20 protein-coding genes and 1 tRNA gene are annotated in these 20,697 nt (G+C 68.6%); 9 read left to right on the top strand and 12 right to left on the bottom strand.

Annotation, left to right across the window (positions count from 1 at the left end; translation table 11 throughout):
- The first annotated feature begins 16 nt into the window (after window positions 1-16).
- From A37E_RS0119480 to A37E_RS0119460, 5 genes are all read left to right on the top strand, one after another.
- Window positions 17-2,020, top strand: coding sequence for a hydantoinase/oxoprolinase family protein (locus tag A37E_RS0119480; RefSeq protein WP_029558142.1), 2,004 nt, complete (start codon window positions 17-19; stop codon window positions 2,018-2,020).
- Window positions 2,017-3,603 carry a hydantoinase B/oxoprolinase family protein gene (locus A37E_RS0119475; protein ID WP_029558141.1) on the top strand — a complete coding sequence of 529 codons (1,587 nt, stop codon included), beginning with the start codon at window positions 2,017-2,019 and terminating at the stop codon, window positions 3,601-3,603. Before A37E_RS0119480 ends, A37E_RS0119475 begins: the two co-directional genes overlap by 4 nt.
- 13 nt (window positions 3,604-3,616) lie before the next feature.
- The gene (locus A37E_RS0119470; RefSeq protein ID WP_197023018.1) at window positions 3,617-5,125 is read left to right on the top strand and encodes a PLP-dependent aminotransferase family protein; all 1,509 of its coding nucleotides are present in this window, start codon (window positions 3,617-3,619) and stop codon (window positions 5,123-5,125) included.
- Between the two features lie 92 nt (window positions 5,126-5,217).
- Window positions 5,218-6,537: an aspartate aminotransferase family protein gene (locus A37E_RS0119465; protein WP_029558139.1), complete on the top strand. Its 1,320-nt coding sequence runs from the start codon at window positions 5,218-5,220 to the stop codon at window positions 6,535-6,537.
- The gene (locus A37E_RS0119460) at window positions 6,534-6,911 is read left to right on the top strand and encodes a nuclear transport factor 2 family protein (protein ID WP_029558138.1); all 378 of its coding nucleotides are present in this window, start codon (window positions 6,534-6,536) and stop codon (window positions 6,909-6,911) included. Before A37E_RS0119465 ends, A37E_RS0119460 begins: the two co-directional genes overlap by 4 nt.
- 571 nt (window positions 6,912-7,482) lie before the next feature.
- On the opposite strand, the gene A37E_RS0119455 is transcribed toward A37E_RS0119460, so the two are convergent.
- The 7 genes from A37E_RS0119455 to A37E_RS0119425 all read right to left on the bottom strand — a co-directional run bounded on the left by A37E_RS0119455 (window position 7,483) and on the right by A37E_RS0119425 (window position 13,775).
- Window positions 7,483-7,574, bottom strand: a tRNA-Ser gene (locus A37E_RS0119455).
- Window positions 7,575-7,717: 143 nt separating this feature from the next.
- Entirely contained in the window at window positions 7,718-9,685 is a 1,968-nt protein-coding gene (locus tag A37E_RS0119450; protein WP_029558137.1) for a tetratricopeptide repeat protein, read from the bottom strand.
- A 57-nt stretch (window positions 9,686-9,742) separates the two neighbouring features.
- Window positions 9,743-10,456: a glutathione binding-like protein gene (locus tag A37E_RS0119445; protein WP_024279463.1), complete on the bottom strand. Its 714-nt coding sequence runs from the start codon at window positions 10,454-10,456 to the stop codon at window positions 9,743-9,745.
- A 93-nt stretch (window positions 10,457-10,549) separates the two neighbouring features.
- Window positions 10,550-11,029 carry a GNAT family N-acetyltransferase gene (locus A37E_RS0119440; protein ID WP_245279381.1) on the bottom strand — a complete coding sequence of 160 codons (480 nt, stop codon included), beginning with the start codon at window positions 11,027-11,029 and terminating at the stop codon, window positions 10,550-10,552.
- Window positions 11,020-12,552, bottom strand: coding sequence for a glycosyltransferase family 39 protein (locus A37E_RS0119435; RefSeq protein WP_029558135.1), 1,533 nt, complete (start codon window positions 12,550-12,552; stop codon window positions 11,020-11,022). The genes A37E_RS0119440 and A37E_RS0119435 overlap by 10 nt, the downstream gene beginning before the upstream one ends.
- Window positions 12,553-12,656: 104 nt before the next feature.
- Window positions 12,657-12,947 (bottom strand): acylphosphatase, encoded by a 291-nt coding sequence (locus tag A37E_RS0119430; protein ID WP_029558134.1) that lies wholly within the window; start codon window positions 12,945-12,947, stop codon window positions 12,657-12,659.
- A 6-nt stretch (window positions 12,948-12,953) separates the two neighbouring features.
- Window positions 12,954-13,775 carry a cell envelope integrity EipB family protein gene (locus tag A37E_RS0119425; protein ID WP_051679189.1) on the bottom strand — a complete coding sequence of 274 codons (822 nt, stop codon included), beginning with the start codon at window positions 13,773-13,775 and terminating at the stop codon, window positions 12,954-12,956.
- 132 nt (window positions 13,776-13,907) lie between these two features.
- Between A37E_RS0119425 and A37E_RS0119420 the strand changes: the two genes are divergently transcribed.
- From A37E_RS0119420 to A37E_RS0119405, 4 genes are all read left to right on the top strand, one after another.
- Window positions 13,908-14,372, top strand: a complete 465-nt coding sequence (locus A37E_RS0119420) for a RidA family protein (protein WP_029558132.1) — start codon at window positions 13,908-13,910, stop codon at window positions 14,370-14,372.
- A gap of 12 nt (window positions 14,373-14,384) precedes the next feature.
- Entirely contained in the window at window positions 14,385-15,134 is a 750-nt protein-coding gene (locus A37E_RS0119415; RefSeq protein WP_029558131.1) for a glycerophosphodiester phosphodiesterase family protein, read from the top strand.
- Window positions 15,135-15,198: 64 nt separating this feature from the next.
- Window positions 15,199-16,371: a GNAT family N-acetyltransferase gene (locus A37E_RS0119410; protein WP_029558130.1), complete on the top strand. Its 1,173-nt coding sequence runs from the start codon at window positions 15,199-15,201 to the stop codon at window positions 16,369-16,371.
- Between the two features lie 116 nt (window positions 16,372-16,487).
- Window positions 16,488-17,258: a proteasome-type protease gene (locus A37E_RS0119405; RefSeq protein ID WP_024279471.1), complete on the top strand. Its 771-nt coding sequence runs from the start codon at window positions 16,488-16,490 to the stop codon at window positions 17,256-17,258.
- A 75-nt stretch (window positions 17,259-17,333) separates the two neighbouring features.
- Here the strand turns inward: A37E_RS0119405 and A37E_RS0119400 are convergent, their stop codons facing one another.
- The 5 genes from A37E_RS0119400 to A37E_RS0119380 form a co-directional block, all read right to left on the bottom strand.
- Window positions 17,334-17,792, bottom strand: coding sequence for a peptidylprolyl isomerase (locus A37E_RS0119400; protein ID WP_029558129.1), 459 nt, complete (start codon window positions 17,790-17,792; stop codon window positions 17,334-17,336).
- A gap of 95 nt (window positions 17,793-17,887) precedes the next feature.
- Window positions 17,888-18,448, bottom strand: a complete 561-nt coding sequence (locus tag A37E_RS0119395; protein WP_029558128.1) for a peptidylprolyl isomerase — start codon at window positions 18,446-18,448, stop codon at window positions 17,888-17,890.
- Between the two features lie 70 nt (window positions 18,449-18,518).
- Window positions 18,519-19,028, bottom strand: coding sequence for a pantetheine-phosphate adenylyltransferase (gene coaD / locus A37E_RS0119390; protein ID WP_029558126.1), 510 nt, complete (start codon window positions 19,026-19,028; stop codon window positions 18,519-18,521).
- 89 nt (window positions 19,029-19,117) lie between these two features.
- Window positions 19,118-19,834 (bottom strand): metal-dependent hydrolase, encoded by a 717-nt coding sequence (locus A37E_RS0119385; RefSeq protein ID WP_029558125.1) that lies wholly within the window; start codon window positions 19,832-19,834, stop codon window positions 19,118-19,120.
- Window positions 19,835-19,948: 114 nt separating this feature from the next.
- The gene (locus A37E_RS0119380; protein WP_029558124.1) at window positions 19,949-20,680 is read right to left on the bottom strand and encodes a cytochrome c biogenesis protein CcdA; all 732 of its coding nucleotides are present in this window, start codon (window positions 20,678-20,680) and stop codon (window positions 19,949-19,951) included.
- Between the last annotated feature and the right edge of the window lie 17 nt (window positions 20,681-20,697).

Below are 20,697 nucleotides of genomic sequence, written 5' to 3'. Positions count from 1 at the left end.
GCAGGAGAGAACCGACGTGACGACGAGGCTATGGGACATCGGCACAGACATCGGCGGCACCTTCACCGATATCATCGCCGTCAGGCCCGACACCAATGAGACGCGGATCGCAAAGGTTCCTTCCCGCCCCGACGCGCCCGTCACCGCCATGCTGGAAGCCCTGGCGGCGGTAGGCGTTGCCCCGGAAGCGGTGCGCCGCTTCGTCCATGGCACCACCCGCGTCACCAATGCGCTGGTGGAGGAGCGGCTGCCGCGGGTGGCGCTGGTGGCGACGGCCGGCTTCGAGGACGTGCTGGAAATCGCCCGCTATCGCCGCGAGGAACTCTACCGCCTCGACATACGGCCCAAGGCGCTGCCGCTGGTGCCGGCGAGCCTGTGCTTCGGCATCTGCGAGCGCCTCGACCCCACCGGCAAGGTGATCGAGGCCCTGGACGCGGCCGAGATCGAGCGCCTCAAGGCGTGGCTCGTGGAGAACAAGGTGGAGAGCGTCGCGATCTGCCTGCTGCATTCCTATGCCAACCCGGAGCATGAAAAGCAGATCGCGGCGGCCATCGAAGGCGTGGTTCCCCACGTCTGCGTGTCGCACGAGATCAATCCCGAGGCGCGCGAGTACGAGCGTGCCTCCTCCACGGCCTTCAACGCGGCGGCCATGCCCATCGCCGTGGAATATCTCACCGAGCTGGAGCGCCGCCTGCCCATCGGCGCGGGCTTGCAGGTGTTCCATTCGGCCGGCGCCATGGTGCCCGTGCCGGCGGTCAAGCGCCGGCCGCTGGTGATGGCCATGTCCGGCCCCGCTGCCGGCGTTTCCGCCTCCGCCCGCATCGCCCGCACCCTCGACCGGCCGCGCGTGCTCACCTTCGACATGGGCGGCACCACCACCGACGTCTGCCTGATCGTCGATGGCGCCGCCGAGATGACCGACACCCGCATGATGGGCGGCCGCCCCCTGCGCCAGCCCATGCTCGCGGTGCATTCCATCGGCGCCGGCGGCGGCTCCATCGTCACGCTCGGACCGGGCGGCCTCGCGGTCGGCCCGAAGAGCGCGGGCTCCATGCCCGGGCCGGCCTGCTACGGGCGCGGCGGCGATCGGCCCACCATCACCGACGCCAATGCGGTGCTCGGCTATCTCGATCCCGAGGCTCGGCTCGGCGACACCATCCAGATCGACGTGGAGGCGGCGCGGCGGGTCATCGCGCCCATCGCCGCCGAACTGGGCTTGGGCATCACCGAGACCGCGTTGGGCATCGTCAAGGTGGCGGGCGCCGCCATGGCGCGGGCCTTGCGGCGCGTGACGGTCGAGCGGGGCGTGGACGGGCGCGATTGCACCCTGCTCGCGTTCGGCGGCGGCGGCCCCATGCATGCGGCGGGTCTCGCCGACATGTACGGCCTCTCGGAAATCATCGTGCCGGCCGCCTCCAGTGCCTTCTCGGCGCTCGGCTGCCTGACGGCCGACTTCTCCTTCCTCCAGCAGGGCACGGTGCGGATGCCGCTCGCCGACTTCCCGCATGCGGCCTTCGCGGCGCGGGTCGCGGAGCTGTCGGGCGAAGCGACCGGGCCGCTGCTCGCCAACGGCATCGCACGGGAGGAGATCGCCGTGGAGCATGTGGCGCTGATGCGCTACAGCGCCCAGAGCGACAGCATTCCCATCCCCTTCGCCATGCCGCTGGACCTTGCCCGGCTCGAGGCCGACTTCCATCGCCGCCACCGCGACCTGTTCGGCTACGCGACGGACGAGGCGTGCGTCATCGAAGCCCTCCGCATCCAGGCGCTGAAGCCCTCTTCGGTTCCCTTCTCGCGTCCGGACGTGGGCCGCGCGCAGGGGACGGCGCGCACGCGCCTGTGCGTGTTCGACGCCTCCGGCCCCGTCGAGACGTCCATCCTGCCGCGCGAGACCTTGTCCGGCGCGGTCCATGGCCCGGCCATCATCGAGGATGCGTGGTCGACCGTGGTGGTGCCGCCCGGCTGGCAGGTTCGCCCCGACGATCTCGGCAATCTCTTCATGACGCGGAGCGCAGCATGAGCACCCTGGACCCCTTCGTCGTCGAAGTGATCCGCCACGGCCTTTCGGCAGCGGCGGAAGAGATGAGCCTCGTCATGACCCGCTCCGCGCGCTCGCCGCTGCTGCGGGAGGCCGGGGATCTTTCGTCCGCCATCATGGATGCGGCTGGCGGCCTCGTGGGACAGGGCCGGGACATCCCCATCCATCTCGGCGCCATGTGCTACACGGTCCCGGAACTCCTGAAGGTGTATCCCGCCGCGACCATGCGGGAGGGCGATGCCATCGTCTACAACGTGGGCGCGCTCGGCGGAAATCACCTCAACGACGTGAAGGTCGCCCGCCCCGTGTTCGTGGACGGCCGGCTGGTGGCGTTTGCCCTCAGCCTTGCCCATTGGCCTGATGTGGGCGGCACCTGGCCGGGCAGCTATCTGGCGAAGGCGGTGGACACCTTCCAGGAGGCCATCCGCATTCCGCCGCTGCTGATCGCCAACACGGACGGCGTCAACCGCCCGGTGCTCGACTTCATCCTCGCCAATGTCCGCGACCCGGTGTCCTGCGAGGGTGACCTGCTGGCGCAGCTCGCGGCCACCAGCGCGGCCGAGCGGCGCATCCACGAAATGTGCGCGCAGCACGGCACCGACACCTTCGTCGCCGCGATGGCGCGCCTCCACGACCTCTCCGAAGCCGAGATGCGGGCGGCCATCGCCGACCTGCCGGACGGCACCTATGAGGGCGAGGATTTCCTCGATGACGGCGGGCCGGACGACGCCCCCTCGCGCATCCATGTGCGCATCGAGATTCGCGGCGACGAAGCCACCTTCGACCTCTCCGGCTCCGCCGACCGCGTCGCCACCTTCTGCAACACCACGCCCTTCATCGCCCGCTCCGCCGTGGTCTACGCGGCGCGCATCCTGAGCGGGCGGGACATGCAGCAGAATGCCGGCGCCCTGCGACCGCTCACCATTCTCACCCGGCCGGGCTCCATCCTGGAGCCGGGCTGGAAGGCGGCGGTGGCGGCCGGCAACCACGAGACCTCCATGCGGGTCGTGGATGCGGTGTTCCGGGCCATGGAGAACGTCATCCCCGAACGTCTTTCGGCGGGTGGCCCCGCCACCTCCGGCCTCCTCGCCTTCGCCGAGCCCCTGCCGGACGAGAGCTGGCGGATGCTCTACGAGGTCCATGGCGGCGGCGAAGGTGCGCGGCACGACCGCGATGGGGCGCCGGCCACGCGCGTGCACCTCGCCAACACCTCCAACACTCCGGCCGAGGTGATCGAGGCCAACTACGCCATCCGCGTGGAACGCCAGTCCATCCGCCGGGGCGCCGGCGGAAAGGGACGGCACGTGGGCGGCGACGGCATTGTGCGCAGCTACCGGGTGCTGGCGCCCTCCATGTGGTTGACCACCTGCGTGGAGCGCACGAAGATTCCGCCCTATGGCCTGCAAGGGGGAGAAGCGGGCGCGCCCTATGTCATCACCCTCGAGCGCGGCGGGGTCGTCTCGGCCCTGCCGGGCAAAGCCAACCTTCTGCTTGAGGCGGGCGATCTCGTCACCATAGAGGGATGCGGCGGGGGAGGATTCGGGGAGCCCCCGCCTTCGAGCTGAGGAGCGCGTAACGGTGCCGAGCCAACCCAGGGAACGCCGCGCCGCCGGGCCTGCTGCCGCCGGGCGTCGCATTTCCATGGCGGGGCTCGGGCTGGACCGGAGTTCCGACCTGCCGCTCTACCAGCAGGTCGCCGCCCATCTGCGCAATCAGGTCCTGGACGGCCGGCTCAAGGCCGGCACGCGGCTGGCGGGGTCGCGTACGCTCGCGGAGGAGCTGGGGTGCTCGCGCGCCATCGTGCTCACCGCGTTCGACCTCCTGTATTCGGAAGGCTACCTGCGCTCGGTGCCGCGTGGCGGCGTCGAGGTCGCGGCCGTGGCCAAGTCCTCGGGTGCGGCCGTGCCGGTCGCCGAAGCCGGGGTCGATGGCGACTGGCTGTCGGACGCGTGGCTGGCCGTGCTGGAGACCGGCTACGAGTTCGACCTCGGTTCGCCCTTCAGCCCCGGCGCCCCGGACCTCTCCACCTTCCCGTTCGAGGTCTGGTCACGCATGCTGCGCCAGAGCTGGGCGAACCCGCCCGCCTCGGCCTGCATCGACATGTCGCCGCTCGGCTGGGGACCGCTGCGCGAGGCGACGGCGGAATATCTCGGCGCGGTGCGCGGCCTCTTGTGCCAGCCGGATGAGGTGGTCATCACCTCCGCCAGCTCCGGCGCGCTCAACCTGTGCAGCCGGATGCTGCTCAATCCCGGCGACGAGGTGTGGGTGGAGGAACCCGGCTTCATCGAGGCCCGCTGGAGCCTGAAGGCTGCGGGCGCGAAGCTGGTGCCCGTACCCGTGGACGACAAGGGGCTGGTGGTGGAGGAAGGCATCCGCCGCGCGCCCAACGCCAAGGTGGCCGTGGTGACGCCCTCGCACCAGTTTCCCCTCGGCGTGCCCATGGCGCTGGAGCGGCGGCAGGCGCTGCTGGAATGGGCCAACCGGCAGGGCAGCTGGATCATTGAGGACGACTACAATTCGGAATTCCGCCACCGCGGCAGCATGACGGCCTCCCTCAAGTCGCTCGATCGCTCAGGGCGGGTGGTCTATCTCGGGACGTTTTCCAAGGTCATGCTGCCGAGCCTGCGCATGGGCTATCTGGTGGCGAGCCCGCGCTTTGTCGACGCCTTCGGCCGGGGGCGCGCGCGGGTGGACGTGCATCCCGCAGGTACGGCCCAGCTCGCCCTGGTGCGGTTCCTGCGCGAAGGCCACCTGCTGCGCTACCTCAGACGCATGCGCAAGGTCTACGGGGAACGGCAGAAGGCGGTGATCGACGCTGTCGATGCGCTGCTGGGCGACAAGGTGGAAATCGCCTCGCTCCCCGCCGGCCTGCACCTGACGGCACAGTTCCGTCCGGGCCTTGCGGACCGCATCAGCGACACGGACATTTCGCGCCGCAGCCTCGGGACCGGTCATTTCGTGCAGCCCCTCTCCCAATGCTACGTGGGGCCGGCGGACCGTCAGGGCCTCATCATCGGCTATGGACGGCTCCCCAAGGAGGAGGCGTTCTCCAAGCTCTCCGCCGTCGCCGCTCTCTTTCCGGCCTAGGATTCTGGCTCACCGATTATCCCTGAAACTGGAGCTGTCGCGATCCAGCGCCCCTTCCTAGGTTCGCTCCCATGACGGGTAAGGAACGCGCAATGAGCAGGCTGCTTCGGACGGGTCTTAACGCTGGCTCAGCCGCGCCGTTGGTGGTGGGGGGCGAGGGCGTCTATTTCCACCTCAGCGACGGACGTAAGGTTCTCGACGGCAGCAATACCGGCGGCCCTCTGGGCCATGGCCATCCGCGCATGGCGGCTGCGCTGCGCGAGGCCGCCACTCTGCCCATGGTGAGCGAGGGCTGGAACTGGCGCGGGCGGGACGCCGCCGCCGAGCGCCTCTTCGAGGTGGGTCTGAGCGAAGAGGCGCATTGGGCGGGCGCGGTCCGCTTCTGCCTGAGCGGCAGCGAGGCCAACGACCTCGCCCTTTCCCTGTCGCAGGCCCTGACGGGAAGAAAGGCCATCGCCACCCGCGAGCGTGCCTACCACGGCCTTGTCGGCCTGAGCCGCGACGTGACGGTGCAGCCGCACTGGCATGGCGGCCTCGCCGCTCCGGGCGAGACCAAGGTGCCCCCGCCCGGCGCCCAGGTGCACGTACTGCCCGCCCCCGACGGCGCGCTCTATCTCGCCGATGCCACCCCGTCTGCGGGCTCTACGGCCGAACGCCTCGCGGGCGAGGCCGGCAAGCTGGCCCAGTCGGCCGCCGTGATCATCGACTACACCCAGGGCGGCTTCTACCATGACGCCGCCTACCAGGATGCGATGGCCGACTTGGCACGCCGCAACGGCGCGCTGTGGATCGCCGACGAAGTGGTGACGGGCCTCGGCCGCGCCGGCCGCACCTTCGCCTTCACCGGAGGCCAGAGCCGGCCGGATATCGTGACGCTGGGCAAGGGCCTCGGCGGCGGCATGGCGCCGGTTGCGGCCATCATCCTCTCCAAGGATGTGCTGGCCGAGCTGGACGGCAGGAGCTGGCAGAATTACGGCACCTTGCGCGGCCATCCCATGGCCATGGCTGCCGTGTCCGCCTATCTGGACATCCTGGTGGAGGAAGACTTGCTGGCCCGCGTCGCGGCGCTGGAGACGCTCTTCGCCCGCCGCCTGCGCGAGATCGCCGGCCGCCATCCCAGCGTCGCGCGGGTTGCCGGACAGGGGCTCCACTGGACCATCGAACTGTTCGGCCCCGACTGGCGCGACTGGCGGGCCGACACGGTTGAGGCTCCCATCGCCTCTCGGGTCGCGGCGGGCGCGCTCGCCCAGGGCGCGGTGATCGGCACCAGCGGGGAGCAGGTGTCCCTCTTCCTCGCGCCGCCCCTCATCATCTCGGAGCAGGAAGCCGAGACGCTTCTTGGCATCCTCGATGAAAACCTCTGCCTCGCGGATCGCGAGCACAACATGACAATGGAAGGCGCTCGGGGATGAACGAGATCGAAAACATTCTCGCCACGGTGCAGGGCTATTTCGACGCGCTTTACTTCGGCAGCGTCGAAGGCTTCCGGAAGGCGTTTCATCCGCAGGCGCAGCTCTTCTCGTCCGAGGGTGGGAACACCGCAGCGCTGGGTATGGACGCCTATATGGAGCGGGTGGCGGGACGAGCCGCCCCGGCCTCCCGCAACGACCCGCGCCATGACGAAGTGATCGCCGTGACGCTGACCAGCCCCTCCACCGCCCATGTGCGTGTGCGCGACGCCCTGCTGCCCAACCGCTTCGTCGATGACCTGCTGCTGGTGAAGTATGCCGACGGCTGGAAGATCGTCTGCAAGGCCTGGGCTTACGACCCGCTCGCCAGCGCGTAGGACGGACGAGAGGGGGCGGCGCCCCGTTCGATGCCGGCGTGATGCGGTGAGCCGCGTCGATCCCGCGCCAGGTCGAGGCGTTCGCAGGGCCGCCCCCAGGCCATCTTCAAGATTGAATCGCCGGCGGAGCTGATGCTCCCGCCGGCGCATCTGTTGTTGATCGGGTTGGGCGTGGCTCCCCTCACGCCCACGTGCGCTGTTGCAGACGGTCAAGGACAGGCTTCTGCCGCTGCAACAACACCCGACGGGCGATATCCCTGCGCATATGCTCGCGAGAGCTGCCTCCCCCGACTTGGGGCGCCCGCTCTCCAATGTTGGGTTGCTCGTCCGCTCGCTCAGGCCGAGCGCCGAGGGTGCCGAGCAAAGCCGTCACCCCGCAGATATTGAGCAATCCGCCAAGGCTACGCCCTGTCGCATCCGCATTCACGGCGGGTGCGACAGCCCGGACCATCCGTGCGCATTCGCGCATGGCCTCGAATTGCCGAGGGCAAGGTGCGAATCATGGGAACGGGATTTCAGCCGCCAGCGTCGGTGGATGGAGCAAAAGCCAGTGCCGACGCGGGGAATGAAATGGCGGAGACGGAGGGATTCGAACCCTCGAGACCCTTTTGGGGGTCTGCTCATTTAGCAAACGAGTGCCTTCAGCCTCTCGGCCACGTCTCCAGCGCTCCCCTCCTATGCCGGACCGCTGCGACCTTTGCAAGGCGTGCCGGCTACCGGCATGCGAGCTTCTCCCCGTCAAACGTGCGGGGCTGCACCGGAACGCTTGCGACTTGGGCGGCCCGAAGGGTGCAAGGGACGGGGACTCACACCATGGCGCGAATCTCGGCCGCCAATGCGTCGAATACCCCTCCCCAGTCTCCCGCTTGGGTCTGCCGGAACAGGCGCACGCTGGGAAAGAACACACTGCGTTCGCCGGAATATCCCCAGCGCCAGTCGGGCACAGCCCGCAAAGCCGCAAATGCAGGGAAGGCCCGCGCACCGCAGAGATGGATCAGCGCCGTGTCGCTTGAGACGACCAGATCGAGGTGGTGGAGCACGCCGACCGTATCGAGGAAAATACCGTCCGCGTTAAAGCCGTTGCCAAGCTGGAAGATCGAGTCGGCAAACGGTACCTGCCGAAGCTGCTCGGTGCCCTCTCCATGCTGGAGGCTCACCAGACGGACGCCCGGCAGTCTGGCCAGCGGCTCGAACGCCGCCAATGGAATGGAGCGACCCACGTCGACAGCGCGCGACGGGTTGCCCTGCCAGTTGATGCCGATCGTAAACGTCCCCTCCTCCCGCACCCATCTCCACTTCGCGATGCGATCGGCCGGTGCCGTGAGATAAGGCGCCGACGGCCATTTCGTGGGATCCGGCTGGAGCAGGAGCGGCAGACTGCCGGCTGGAATCCAGCGCACGCCCGGCTGCGTGGTGTCGATCTCCGAGAGGTTGCCCACCACGGTCACGCGCGCGTCGAGGTTCCGCATCAGCGGCACCAGCCCGGGACGCGTCAGCAGCACCGTGCGGATGCCGCCGTCGGCCAGCAACCGCACCAGCCGGCCGAAAAGCAGCTCATCTCCGATGCCCTGTTCGCCGACAACCACCAGCAATTCCGGCCTCTCCTGCCCGTCCCACCGGATGAAATCCAGCGGCCGGTAGGGCGGCGGCAGAAGGTGCTCGCGCGATTCGTAGGCGGCCCATCCCCGCTCCCAGCGCCCCCGCGCGAGTTCGTCGGCCGCGGTCATGAACCGGCCGTTGGGCTCCTGCGGATCCACTTCAAGGGCTGCGTCCAGGGCCGGACGGATCTCCTCCGTCCGGCCGAGATCGGCGAACAGCCGGGCGCGCGTCACATGAGCCGGCGCAAGGCGGGGATCGATGGCGATGGCGCGCTCCACATCGGCCAGCGCACCGGCGAAATCGCCTTCCGCCCGGAGCACCTCGGCCCGGTGCTCGCGGAAAAGAGCCGCCTCGGGCGATTGCGCGAGCGCGAGGTCGCACTGCGCGAGGGCGGCGGGAAACTCCTCCAGATGCCGCAGCACGAAAACGAGCACTTCGCGCGCCTTCATGTCCTTGGGGTCTCGCTCCAAGGCCGCGAGAAAGCAGTCGCGCGCCTCGCGCAGCTGCCCGCTGGCCATGAGGCTCCGGCCCTTGATGACATAGCCCTCCCCTGCCCTCGGGGCGAGCCGGATCGCCTGCGTCGCGGCATTGGCCGCCTCGCTCTGGCGATCGAGCGCAAAGAGCGTCGACGCCTTGTCCGTCCAGAATCGCGCCTCGCCCGGACGCTGGGAGATGAGGATGTCGAGATCCTTCAGCGCGGCCTCCGCCCGGCCGAGCCGCTGCAAGGCAACCGAGCGGTTGGCCCGTGCCTCGACCGATTTTGCGTCGATCTCCAGAACCCGGTCATAGCGGGCCACCGCCTCTTCGAGGCGATCGAGCCGCGCCAGTGTGTTGGCCGCGAGATAGTGGGCCTCCGAGAGGCCCGGATCGAGTTCAGCCGATTTCTCGAACGCGCCGAGGGCGCGGTCCCACTTCTCCTCGGCCTGGTAGACCGCGCCCATGATGAGCTGGGCGTGCGGATTGGACTTGTGGCCGTCCCGCGCCTTGCGCGCGACCGCATGGGCTTCCTTGGACCGGCCGGACTGGAGAAGCGCCAGCGTGAGCAGGCGCGCGACCTCGAAGGAATTCGGCGCGTCGCGCAGGATCGCACGGTAGATGGGGATCGCCTGATCGAGGCGCCCCTCCCGATGCAACGCCCCAGCGCGCGCGAGGTCGGCCCGGAAATCCTTCTGCATCGCGCCCCCCAATGGCGTGTGTGGTACGTCCGCGAGGTCGCGCGATCCGGGCAGCCCTCAGGTGCGGGCGCGCTGGCCGAACAGGATGCTCTGGGCTTCCTTGTCCTTCGAGAGGTCGTGCTTGGCGCGCTCCTCCTGGTTCACCGCAAGGCCCCGCTGCACCGCGGGCCGGGCGAGCACGCGCTCCAGCCACGCCTTGAGGTGGGGAAATTCCTCGATGTGCTGGCCCTGCCGCTCCCACAGCTTGGCCCATCCGATGCAGGCGATGTCGGCGATGGAATAGTCGCCGGCGAGATACTCCCGGTCCTTCAGGCGCGTGTTCATGACGCCGTAGAGCCGGTGCACCTCGTTGGTATATCGCTCGACCGCGTAGGGAATCTTTTCCGGCGCGTAGATGCGGAAATGGTGCGCCTGCCCGGCCATGGGGCCGAGGCCGCCCATCTGCCAGAACAGCCACTGCTCCACCTCGACCCGCTTGCGCTCGTCGGAGGGGTAGAACTGCCCGGTCTTGCGGCCGAGATACTGGAGAATGGCACCCGACTCGAACACCGAGATGGGCGCGCCGCCGGGGCCGTCGGGATCGACGATGGCGGGCATCTTGTTGTTCGGGGAGATGGCGAGGAAGTCGGGCTGGAACTGGTCGCCCTTGCCGATGTTCACGAGCTTCACCGTGTAGGGAAGCCCGCACTCCTCAAGCATGATGCTGATTTTGTAGCCGTTAGGCGTCGGCCAGTAATAAAGCTCGATCGGCGAAGACTCGACTGCGGCCATCATGCCCTCCCTGCGGCCTGTGCCGCCGCTTCGGTAAGACGTAGACACCCCCCGGTGTCGGGGCAAGGGGGGACCCCCGAAGGCGCCCGCCTCCTAGGCCAGAACGATCTTGAAGCCCTCGTGGGAGTTCGAAAAGCCGAGCCGGCGGTAGAATCGGTGCGCGTCGGTGCGCAGCTTGCTGGAAGTGAGCGCGAGCGTCGCCGCGCCTTCCGCAGCCGCCTTCTCGATGGCGAAGCGCACCATGGCCTCGCCGATGCGCCGGCCGCGCAGGCTTTCGTCCACCTGCACCGCCTCGATAAGCGCCCGCTTTGCTCCCCGCCCCGGCAGGCTGGTCACGAACATCAGCTGGAACGTACCCACGACACGCCCGTCCAGTTCTGCCGCGTAAAGGCGCGCCCGCGGATCGTCCGCGATGGCGGCAAAGGCGGCGCGATAGTGATCCAGCGCCTCCGGCGCGGTTGTGTCGCCGTGGCCGCCCAGCGTGTCGGAGGCGAACAGCGCCACCAGCGCGGGAAGGTCCTCGGTGCGGGCCTCGCGGATCTGGAGGCCGCCGGGCGCGGGCGTCACCGGCACAGCGGATCGTCCGGCGGGAGAATGGTCATCTGCCAGTCGCTCCAGCGGTGGGGATTCATCCACGGGGACCACCATTTCACCGATACTTCGATGGTATTTTGGTCCGCCGGCGGCAGGAGCAGCTTGGGCAGGCCGTTGAAGATGCCGGTGACGCGGGCGCAGCCGGTGGTGGGGCGGGACGGCGGCCGGTACTGGTTCTCGCGCACGATGACGACCCGCGCGCCCGGAATGGCTGCCCTGAGCCGGCCGGCGGACGTGCGGTCGTCGGCCACGAGGGTCGGCGCGTCGCCGAGCTTGTTCGCGATCGCCACCTGGAGCTTGTAGAGCGGCTCGGCCGCGATGCAGCGCCCGCACAGCCGGGGGTCGGGCCACAGGGGCACCACCATCCGCGAGATCATGATGCCGCCGCTGACCACCGCCAGCAGGGTGAGATAGATCCACACCCTTGGACGCCAGCCGCCGAGCCGTTCCAGCTCGGCGAACAGATAGACCGGCAGCAGCAGCAGGAAGACGTGGAAATAGCGGTCGCGCAGGCTCGCGGTGCCCATGGCCAGCGTCGAAGCGAAAGTGACGACGATGCCGATGACGATGATGGACCGCAGCACGCGCCGTGCCGCGCCCCGCTCGGGGGCGTCGGGCGTGGCCCCATCGCCGCGATTGTAGGGCAGGAACACCAGCGCGACGACCAGCACCAAAGGCAGCACATAGCCGAACAGGGCGCCGACCATGGTGGAGACCACCGCGTCCCATCCCGCGCCGGTGATGCCGATGGTCTGGGCCGTGGCCTCGGCCACGTTCTGGCCGTAGTGCCAGAGCGCGAAGCCGTAGATGCCGAGGGGCACCGCCGCCACCACGAACGTGACGAGAAGGCGGGGGTCGAGAATCACCTTCCGGTACGTCGGCTCCAGCAGGCAGGCCACTAGCAGCACGCCGATGAAGGCCACGAAGCCGAACTTGCCGAGCGTGCCGGCGGCGATCCACAGGCCGAGCCCGGCATAAAGGCCAAGGCTGCGATGGCGGCTCAAAGCCATCACCGTGAGGAAGGCGCCGGCGATGGCGACGATCATCACGTTGGAATGGGTCAGGATGCGATGGCTGTGATAGCCGAGCACCCAGATGAACGAGAGCGAGAAGGTGGCGAGCGCCTGCAGACGCGGGTCGGCGATCATCCGCCGCGCCACCCGGTAGACCAGCATGGCGCAGGCGAACAGCAGCGTGTAGCGCAGCACCGCGAAGGACAGGGTGCCGACGCCGAACACGCGCTGCAGGGCCCACAGGAGCCAGTCGAACAGCGGCGGGTTACGCGGGACATACGACAGCTGCAGCGACTGCACCATGTAGCTCTCGATGGCGTCGTCCGCGTTCACCGCGATCTCGAACACCACCGCGATCACCGCATGCAGCACCATCCAGAGGCCGACAATGAAGGCGACGCCTTCGGGCCGGGCCCAGAAGGGAACGGCCCCCTGCGCGCCAGCCGCTGCGGGCGCGGACGCATCCCTGTCGAGATAGGTGTCGGTCACGGGGCACTCCTCATCAGCGCCTCTATACCGGCGTGCCGCCTGCTGCGCCACCGCGTGGGGCGCGGGGCTGCGGCGGCCAGCGATGCCGGAACGGCCGGGGAAAACTAGAGGGTTTCGAGCACGATGAAGCGCTCGCGCCCGCCGGCGGCCAGCGCCGCGTCGGAGACCTCATGCACCAGCATTTCATCGACGCGGGCGCCGCTCGGGCCGGCGCGGCACGCCGCGAGCATGGCCTCGACCACGTCCGGGGGACCTGCGAAAACCGCCTCCACGGCACCGGACCGGCGGTTGCGCGCGAAGCCGAGGAGGCCGCGCCCCGCCGCCTCCCGCGCGCACCAGGCGCGATAGCCGACACCTTGCACCCGCCCGCGCAGCATCACATGGACATAGCGCATGGGCGCCTATTCCGTGCAGGCGCCGGGCGGGTTCAGCGCCTCGAACGAGGCCATGGCGCCGACCAGGGCGAAGCGGCCATAGTCGATCTTGAGGCTGCCGACGACGCCATTGTCATAGAGCGAGAAGCTCATGACATAAGCGGGCGTGCGGTCCACGCCGCCCTCGTCGAAATAGCTGATGGTGACGGGATAGAAGGTGCGCCCGGCGAGCGTCGCCTTGGCCGGCGCCGCGAGGCGGGTCTCGTCGGTGCTGGGACGGCCGATGACAGCCAGCGTGTCGAACACCTTCTGCGGGTCGGTCGCGCCGTCATAGACCTTGGCCTGATAGACGCTTTCCCCGGCCGCGGCCGCGGCCAGCACCTTCTTCACGTGCTCGGTGGGCATCAGGATGTCGCCCTTCAGAGTGAAGGTGGCCGACTCGGGCTTGGTGACGACGACTCTCAGCGCCGGCGGCTCCTGCCGCTCCACATTGGCCTCAAGCTCCAGCCCGTCGTCGTCGCCGCCCTGGGTGGTCGCCAGGAAACGATAGGTCTTGCCGGTGCCGTCCTCCCAGGCCTTGGAGGTGACGGTCTGCCGCAGCGGCTCGCCACCGGTGGAGGCGGCGCTCTGCTGGCTGGTGACGGTGGTGTAGCCGGCGCAGGCGTCGCCGGTGATCTCGTAGCGAATCTCGCCGTTCATCTCCTCGAGCTGGCCCGAGGGCTTGGAGCCGTCGAGGGAGAGGCGGTAGGTCGCCTTGTGCGGCAGCAGGTTCACCGCGCCGGCGGGCAGCGCGGAGAAGCACCACAGGCCGGCCATCGTCGCCGCGGCGAGGCGCAAATGCTTGGTCATGTCTCAACTCCTTCCGGGCGTCCGGCGCGGACAACGCATGCGTGCCGCCCGCGTGTCGCGTTGCTTGCGCCGGCGCGGCTCTTCGGCGAAGAGGATGGCTTAATTGCGCGCTGCATATGGCAGGAGGCCATCATGACTTCATCCGTCGAAAAGAAGCTCGCCGAACTCGGAATCACTTTGCCGAGCCCCAAGCCGCCCATCGCCAATTATGTGCCGGCGGTGCGCACCGGCAACCTGCTGTTCATTTCCGGGCAGGTGTCCATCGACGGTGAAGGCAAGATCGCCACCGGCAAGCTCGGTGCCGGCGTCAGCATCGAAGCCGGCCAGGCTGCCGCGAAGCTCTGCGCCATCAACATCCTCGCCCAGGTGAAGGCGGCCATCGGCGACCTCGACAAGGTGGTGCGGATCGTGAAGCTCGTCGGCTTCGTCAATGCCACGGGCGACTTCACCGACCACCCCAAGGTCGTCAACGGCTGCTCGGACTTCTTCGTCGAGGCGCTCGGCGACAAGGGCCGCCATGCCCGCTCGGCCGTGGGCGTCTCGGGCCTGCCCTTCGACGCCTCGGTGGAAGTCGAAGCCATCGTCGAGATCGCCTGAGCGGAGAGACCCATGGGAGACCTGAGCTGGATCACCGCCCGCCCGGTCGCCCATCGCGGCCTGCACGACAAGGCGCGCGGCATCATCGAGAACGCCCTGTCGGCCGCCGAGGCGGCGGCCGACGCGGGCTATCCCATCGAGCTGGACATTCAGATCAGCGCCGATGGCGAGGCCGTGGTGTTCCACGACTTCACCCTCGATCGCCTCACGGCGGCCAAGGGCGCGGTCTCGGCGCTCAGCGCTGCGGAACTGGGGCGCACGGCGCTGGCGGGCACGCCGGACACGATTCCCACGCTCGCCACCTTCCTCGCCCGCGTCGGCGGGCGGGTGCCGCTCTTCATCGAGATCAAGAGCGCGTTTTCCGGCGACACGCGGCTCGTGGCGCGGGCGGTGGAGGTGCTCAAGGGCTATGGCGGCAAGGTCGCGCTGATCTCCTTCGACCCGCAGATGCTGGCCGAGGCGAAGGCCCAGGCGCCGCACATTCCGCGCGGCATCATCGCCCAGGCCCGCTATGACGGCGCCCACTGGCCGGGCATGACGCCCGAGCGCGCGCGGATGCTGGCGGACATGGATCACCATGCCTCCAGCGGCTACGATTTCATCACCTATCACTTCACCGATCTGGAGCATCCGGCGCTGATCGCGGCGCGCGCGCGCGGCGTGCCCGTGACCGCCTGGACGGTTCGCAGCCCGAATGAGGCCGCCCGCGCGCTGGCCGGGGCCGACCAGATCGTCTTCGAGGGCTTCACGCCGCAGGGATAGGGGCGTAAATCTGCGGCGTCCTGTCGCGGTGGTCAGGCTCTGCCGCAATGCACACTTAAGCTCGATGCCCGACGCCCACATCCGCATCCTGCCCAACCTGTCCGAGATCAAGGCGGCCGAATGGGACGCCTGCGCGGCGGGTGGGGCGGCCCGCCCCGAACCGTTTGTGAGCCACGCTTTCCTCTCCGCCTTGGAGGAATCCGGCTGCGCCGCCGCGCGCACCGGCTGGCTGCCGCAGCACCTCGTGCTCGACGGGCCGGACGGCAAGGCCGCAGCAGTCTGCCCCGCCTATCTGAAGTCCCATTCGCGCGGGGAATATGTCTTCGATCAGGGCTGGGCCGACGCCTATATGCGGGCGGGTGGAGAATATTACCCCAAGGTGCAGGTGGCGGTGCCCTTCACCCCCGTCACCGGCCGGCGCCTCCTTCTGAAGGATCCCGACGATCCGGTGGGCCGGCTGGCGCTGGGCGCCGGCATCAAGCAGCTGGTGCGGCTGCGCGGCGCGTCCTCGGCCCATGTGACCTTTTCCACCGAGGAGGAATGGGAGGAGCTCGCATCCCTCGGCTTCCTCAAGCGCACCGACCGGCAGTTTCACTGGACCAATTCGGGCTACGCCACCTACGACGATTTCCTCGCCGAACTCGCCTCGCGCAAGCGCAAGGCGCTGAAGAAGGAGCGGCGGGAGGCCATCGCGGATGGCATCTCCATCGAGTGGCTCACCGGCAAGACCCTGACGGAAGAGGCCTTCGACGCCTTCTTCATGTTCTATCTCGACACCGGCGGCCGCAAATGGGGCACGCCCTATCTCAACCGCCAGTTCTTCCAGCGCGCCGCCGAGCGGATGGCCGACCAGATCCTGCTGGTGATGGCGCGGCGGGACGGGCGCTACATCGCCGGCGCCCTGAATTTCATTGGCGCCGAAACGCTCTATGGCCGCTACTGGGGCGCGGTGGAGCACCACCCCTTCCTGCATTTCGAGGTCTGCTACCATCAGGCCATCGACTATGCGATCGCCACCGGCCTCAAGGTGGTGGAGGCCGGCGCACAGGGCGAGCACAAGCTGGCGCGGGGCTATCTGCCCAAGGCCACCTATTCCGCTCACTACATCGTGCACCAGGGCCTCGCGGGGGCCGTCGCGCAGTATCTGGAGCGCGAGCGCACCCATGTGGAGGAGGATTCGGCCGTACTGACCGAGCTCGGCCCCTTCCGGCGGTGCGTGGAGGAGGAGCAGGACTGAAGGCCCAAGGCGGCCTCACGCTTCCGTTCCCCCTCTTCGCCACGCGACATCATCCGCCCGGTTGCCCGGCTCACGGGCGGGTCGCTATAGTCCCCCCGCCAATTTGGGGACAGGCGATGACGTATTGCTGTGGGGTTCTGGTCCGGGACGGTCTGGTGCTGATCGCCGACACGCGGACCAATGCGGGCCTCGACAACATTTCCACCTTCCGCAAGCTCCACATCTTCGAGGAGCCGGGCCATCACGTGCTGGGCCTTGCCACGGCTGGCAACCTGTCCGTCTCCCAGTCCGTCGTCAGCATGCTGCACGAGGGCGTGGAGGATCACGAAGTCGGGGAGCGCAGGCAGCTGCGCGACTGCCGGACCATGTTCCAGGCCGCCCAGCTCGTGGGCACCGCCATCCGCCAGGTCCACAAGGTCAACGGCGCCTTCATGGAGCAGTCGAACGTCAGCTTCGACGTGTCCTTCCTGCTCGGCGGCCAGATCGCCGGCGACAGCCTGCGGCTCTACATGGTCTATTCCGCCGGCAATTTCATCGAATGCACGCAGGACACGCCCTTCCTGCAGATCGGCGAGCACAAATACGGCAAGCCGGTGCTGGACCGCGCGGTGAACTACGACATGGAGATTTCCGAGGCGCTGAAATCGAGCCTCATCTCCATGGATTCCACCATGCGCTCCAACCTCGGGGTGGGCCTGCCCATCGACGTGATGGTGGTGACGCCGGATTCGCTCCGCTCCGAGCTGATCTATCGCATCGAGCCCGGCGAGCCCTATTTCCACGATCTGCGCGAGCGCTGGTCGGCCGCGCTGCGCTCGGCCCACGCCTCTATCCCCAAGCCCCCCTACCTCAAGAACGGCCGCCCGCGGGTGGTCAACGAGGCCTGAGGCAAGCTCAGGCCGAATGAAAAAGGGCGCCCCAGCGGGCGCCCTCTTCATTTCGGCGGCCTCGGAGGCCGTAGATCAGGCCGCCTTGGGGGCGAGCTTGGCGGTGACGATCTTGTCCGGATCCTTCACGGGCTCGCCGCGCTTGATCTGGTCGATGTTCTCCATGCCTTCGATCACCTCGCCCCACACCGTGTACTGGCGGTCGAGGAAGCGGGCGTCGGTGAAGCAGATGAAGAACTGGCTGTCGCCGGAATCGGGGTTCTGCGCGCGGGCCATGGAGCAGGTGCCGCGGACGTGGGGCTGGGCGTTGAACTCCGCCTTCAGCTTCTTGCCCGAGCCGCCCATGCCGGTGCCGGTCGGATCGCCGGTCTGGGCCATGAAGCCCTCGATCACGCGGTGGAACGGCACGCCGTTGTAGAAGCCCTGGGAGACCAGCTCCTTGATGCGGGCGACATGGCCGGGGGCGAGGTCGGGGCGGAACGCAATGGTCACCGGGCCCTTGGTGGTTTCGAGGATCAGGACTTCATCGCTCATCAATCTCTTCCTTCACAGGCGGCGCACCGGGCGCCGGTCGGGGGAATCGTTTCCGCCGGCTGAGCCGATCGGAGGGGGTGTCTTCTGGCCGGTGCTCACTTGGCGTCGGCGGCGACCTGCATCTTCACGATCTTGTCGGGGTTGGACACCGAACCGCTGGAGCCGGAGCCCTTCTTGATCTTGTCCACGAACTCCATGCCCGACACCACCTGGCCCACCACGGTGTACTGGCCGTTCAGGCTGGGGGTCTCGTCGAACATGATGAAGAACTGGGAATTGGCGCTGTTGGGCGAGGACGCGCGCGCCATGCCCACCACGCCGCGCTTGAACGGTACGTTGGAGAATTCCGCCGGCAGGTTCGGATACTTCGAGCCGCCGGTGCCGTTGCCATACTGGCCGTCGCCGGTCTGGGCCATGAAGCCGTCGATGACGCGGTGGAACGGCACGTTGTTGTAATAGCCCTCGCGGGTCAGGAGCTTGAGCCGCTCCACGTGCTGCGGGGCAAGATCGGGGCGCAGGGCAATGACGACGCGGCCATAGGGCGTGTCGAGATAGAGCGTGTTCTGCGGGTCCGGCTTGGTCTGGGCCGCCGCCGGCAGCGCGAAGGCCAGCACGACGAACGCTGCGGCGAGGAAACGGCCGAGAAGGCGCGTCATATGGGTCACTCCCGGAAAGCCCCGGCCTCGGGGCGGTTTGGCCGCATGGACGCGGCGGCGAATGAGGGCGCTATCGCTTGAACTTGGCATCGAGCCGCGCCAGCACCTGCGGCGGCACGAAGGCGGAGACGTCCCCGCCCATGGACGCGATCTGCCGCACGAGAGTGGCGGTGATGGGGCGCACGCGGGGCGAGGCGGGCAGGAACACCGTCTGGATGCCCGGCGCCAAGGTGCCGTTCATGCCGGCCATCTGCATCTCGTAGTCGAGATCCGTGCCGTCGCGCAGGCCGCGGATGAGCAGCGTGGCGCCGAGCTGTTGGGCGGTGGTGATGATGAGATTGTCGAAGGTGACGGCCTCGAGCGTCGCATTCTCTTCCGCCGCCACCGGCCCGCACACCTCGCGCAGCATGGCGAGCCGCTCTTCGGCGGCGAACAGCGGCGCCTTGCCGGGATGGATGCCCACCGCGAGCACCAGCCGGTCGGCAAGGCGGCAGGCGGAGCGCACCACGTCCAGATGGCCGTTGGTGAGCGGATCGAAGGAGCCGCCATAGATGGCGGTGCGCAGGGTATGTTCGCTCATGCGGCCTGTCTTCAGCCTGTTCTGATCCCGCAAGGCCTAGCCTTGCGGGCGCCGGGACGCAATGGGGGGCTGGAAAGCCCCCTCCCCGCTCAGACCTCGAACGAGCTGCCGCTCTCCGGAACCACCACCTTCACGGGGTGGCCCTTCAGCGCCTCGACGAAGGCGGAGGCATCGGGCACCAGGATGGGGAAAGTGCCGTAGTGGATCGGCACCACGATCTCCACGCCCGGCAGGAAGCGCTTCACCGCCAGCGCGGCGACCTCCGGCCCCATGGTGAAGCGGTCGCCGATGGGGATGAACACCACCTTCGGCGCGTGGATCTCGCACAGCAGCGCCATGTCGGAAAAGATGTCCGTGTCCGCCATGTGCCACACGGTCGGCTCGCCCGGCGCCTTGATGATGAGGCCGGTGGGATTGCCGAGATATTCGGACGGCGCCGCGGGGCCGCCCGAGGAGTGGTCAGCGCGCACCATGGTCACGCTGAAGCCGCCGAGGTCCAGCTTGCCGCCGGTGTTCATCATCTGCGGCGCATTGCCGGCGCCCTTGGCCGAGAGGTAGGCGCACAGCTCGGGATTGGCCACCACCGGCAGGGTCCGGCTGGCGTCGGCGGCATCCTCCACCAGCGAGAGCGTGTCGCCGATATGGTCGCCGTGGCCGTGGGTGAGCAGGATGTGCGTCACCCCGCGCGAGGCGTCCTCCACGGTGGAGCGGAAGCTGGGATTGCCGGTGAAGAAGGGATCGATGAGGACGGCCTTGTCGGCGAAATCAAGCCGGAAGGCGGCGTGGCCGTACCAGGTGATCTTCATGGGATTGCCTCTGGTGGCTTCATGCGTGCGCGGGGTGGTCCGGCATGGCGCCGGCGCGCGAGGAAGGGTTCGGGGCGCGGAGTATCCCGGAAGCCCCGCGAACGCGCAATCTCCTCAGCCGATGGTGGACAGCGAGGGGAAGGTCTCGATCAGCCAGTAGCTCGCATGGGCGATCCATCCGGACATGAAGGCGATGCCGGTGAGCACCAGCAGCGCGCCCATGGCCTTCTCCACCATCGGGAGCATCTTGCGCATATGGACCAAGCCGCGCAGGAACGGCCGCACGGCGAACGCCGCCGCGAGGAAGGGCACGCCCAGCCCCAGGGAGTAGATGGCCAAAAGGCCCGCCCCCTTTGAGACGGTAGCCTCCGACCCCGCCACGGCGAGGATGGCGCCCAGCACCGGACCGAGGCACGGCGTCCAGCCGAAGGCGAAGGCGAGGCCCATCACGAAGGCGCCCCACAGCCCCGTCGGCGCATGCACATGCGCCCGCGCCGTGCGGTGCAGCAGGTGGATGCGGAACACGCCGAGGAAATTGAGCCCCATGATGATGATGGCGATGCCGGCGATGATGGACAGCACATCGAGATGGGCGCGCAGAAGGTCGCCGATGGCCGAAGCCCCCGCCCCCAGCGCCACGAACACCACGCTGAAGCCCGCGACGAACAGCGCCGCGCCGACCAGCGCCCGCCGCTCCACCTCCTTCACCGGCTCCGCGCCGGCGAGGTCTTCCAGCGTGCTGCCGCCGAGAAAGCACAGGTAGGGCGGCACCAGAGGCAGGACGCAGGGGGAAACGAAGCTCGCAAGGCCGGCGAGGAAGGCGGCAGGCAGGGTCACGTCGGCCATTCTTGGGTCGCGGCTCT

The organism is Xanthobacter sp. 91 (assembly GCF_000702385.1).
Lineage (GTDB): Bacteria > Pseudomonadota > Alphaproteobacteria > Rhizobiales > Xanthobacteraceae > Xanthobacter > Xanthobacter aminoxidans.
The sequence above is the reverse complement of the archived record's forward strand: the minus strand, read 5'-3'. Positions and strand labels throughout refer to the sequence as shown.

Bases quoted from the DNA above. Each gene is read 5' to 3' on its own strand.
- A37E_RS0119425 (WP_051679189.1), bottom strand. From the start codon at position 13,775: ATGACCAAGCATTTGCGCCTCGCCGCGGCGACGATGGCCGGCCTGTGG.
- A37E_RS0119385 (WP_029558125.1), bottom strand. From the start codon at position 19,834: ATGAAGATCACCTGGTACGGCCACGCCGCCTTCCGGCTTGATTTCGCC.
- A37E_RS0119445 (WP_024279463.1), bottom strand. From the start codon at position 10,456: ATGGCCGCAGTCGAGTCTTCGCCGATCGAGCTTTATTACTGGCCGACG.
- A37E_RS0119380 (WP_029558124.1), bottom strand. From the start codon at position 20,680: ATGGCCGACGTGACCCTGCCTGCCGCCTTCCTCGCCGGCCTTGCGAGC.
- A37E_RS0119450 (WP_029558137.1), bottom strand. From the start codon at position 9,685: ATGCAGAAGGATTTCCGGGCCGACCTCGCGCGCGCTGGGGCGTTGCAT.
- A37E_RS0119415 (WP_029558131.1), top strand. From the start codon at position 14,385: ATGGGAGACCTGAGCTGGATCACCGCCCGCCCGGTCGCCCATCGCGGC.
- A37E_RS0119430 (WP_029558134.1), bottom strand. From the start codon at position 12,947: ATGCGCTATGTCCATGTGATGCTGCGCGGGCGGGTGCAAGGTGTCGGC.
- A37E_RS0119400 (WP_029558129.1), bottom strand. From the start codon at position 17,792: ATGAGCGATGAAGTCCTGATCCTCGAAACCACCAAGGGCCCGGTGACC.
- A37E_RS0119405 (WP_024279471.1), top strand. From the start codon at position 16,488: ATGACGTATTGCTGTGGGGTTCTGGTCCGGGACGGTCTGGTGCTGATC.
- A37E_RS0119420 (WP_029558132.1), top strand. From the start codon at position 13,908: ATGACTTCATCCGTCGAAAAGAAGCTCGCCGAACTCGGAATCACTTTG.
- coaD (WP_029558126.1), bottom strand. From the start codon at position 19,028: ATGAGCGAACATACCCTGCGCACCGCCATCTATGGCGGCTCCTTCGAT.
- A37E_RS0119395 (WP_029558128.1), bottom strand. From the start codon at position 18,448: ATGACGCGCCTTCTCGGCCGTTTCCTCGCCGCAGCGTTCGTCGTGCTG.
- A37E_RS0119475 (WP_029558141.1), top strand. From the start codon at position 2,017: ATGAGCACCCTGGACCCCTTCGTCGTCGAAGTGATCCGCCACGGCCTT.
- A37E_RS0119465 (WP_029558139.1), top strand. From the start codon at position 5,218: ATGAGCAGGCTGCTTCGGACGGGTCTTAACGCTGGCTCAGCCGCGCCG.
- A37E_RS0119460 (WP_029558138.1), top strand. From the start codon at position 6,534: ATGAACGAGATCGAAAACATTCTCGCCACGGTGCAGGGCTATTTCGAC.
- A37E_RS0119410 (WP_029558130.1), top strand. From the start codon at position 15,199: ATGCCCGACGCCCACATCCGCATCCTGCCCAACCTGTCCGAGATCAAG.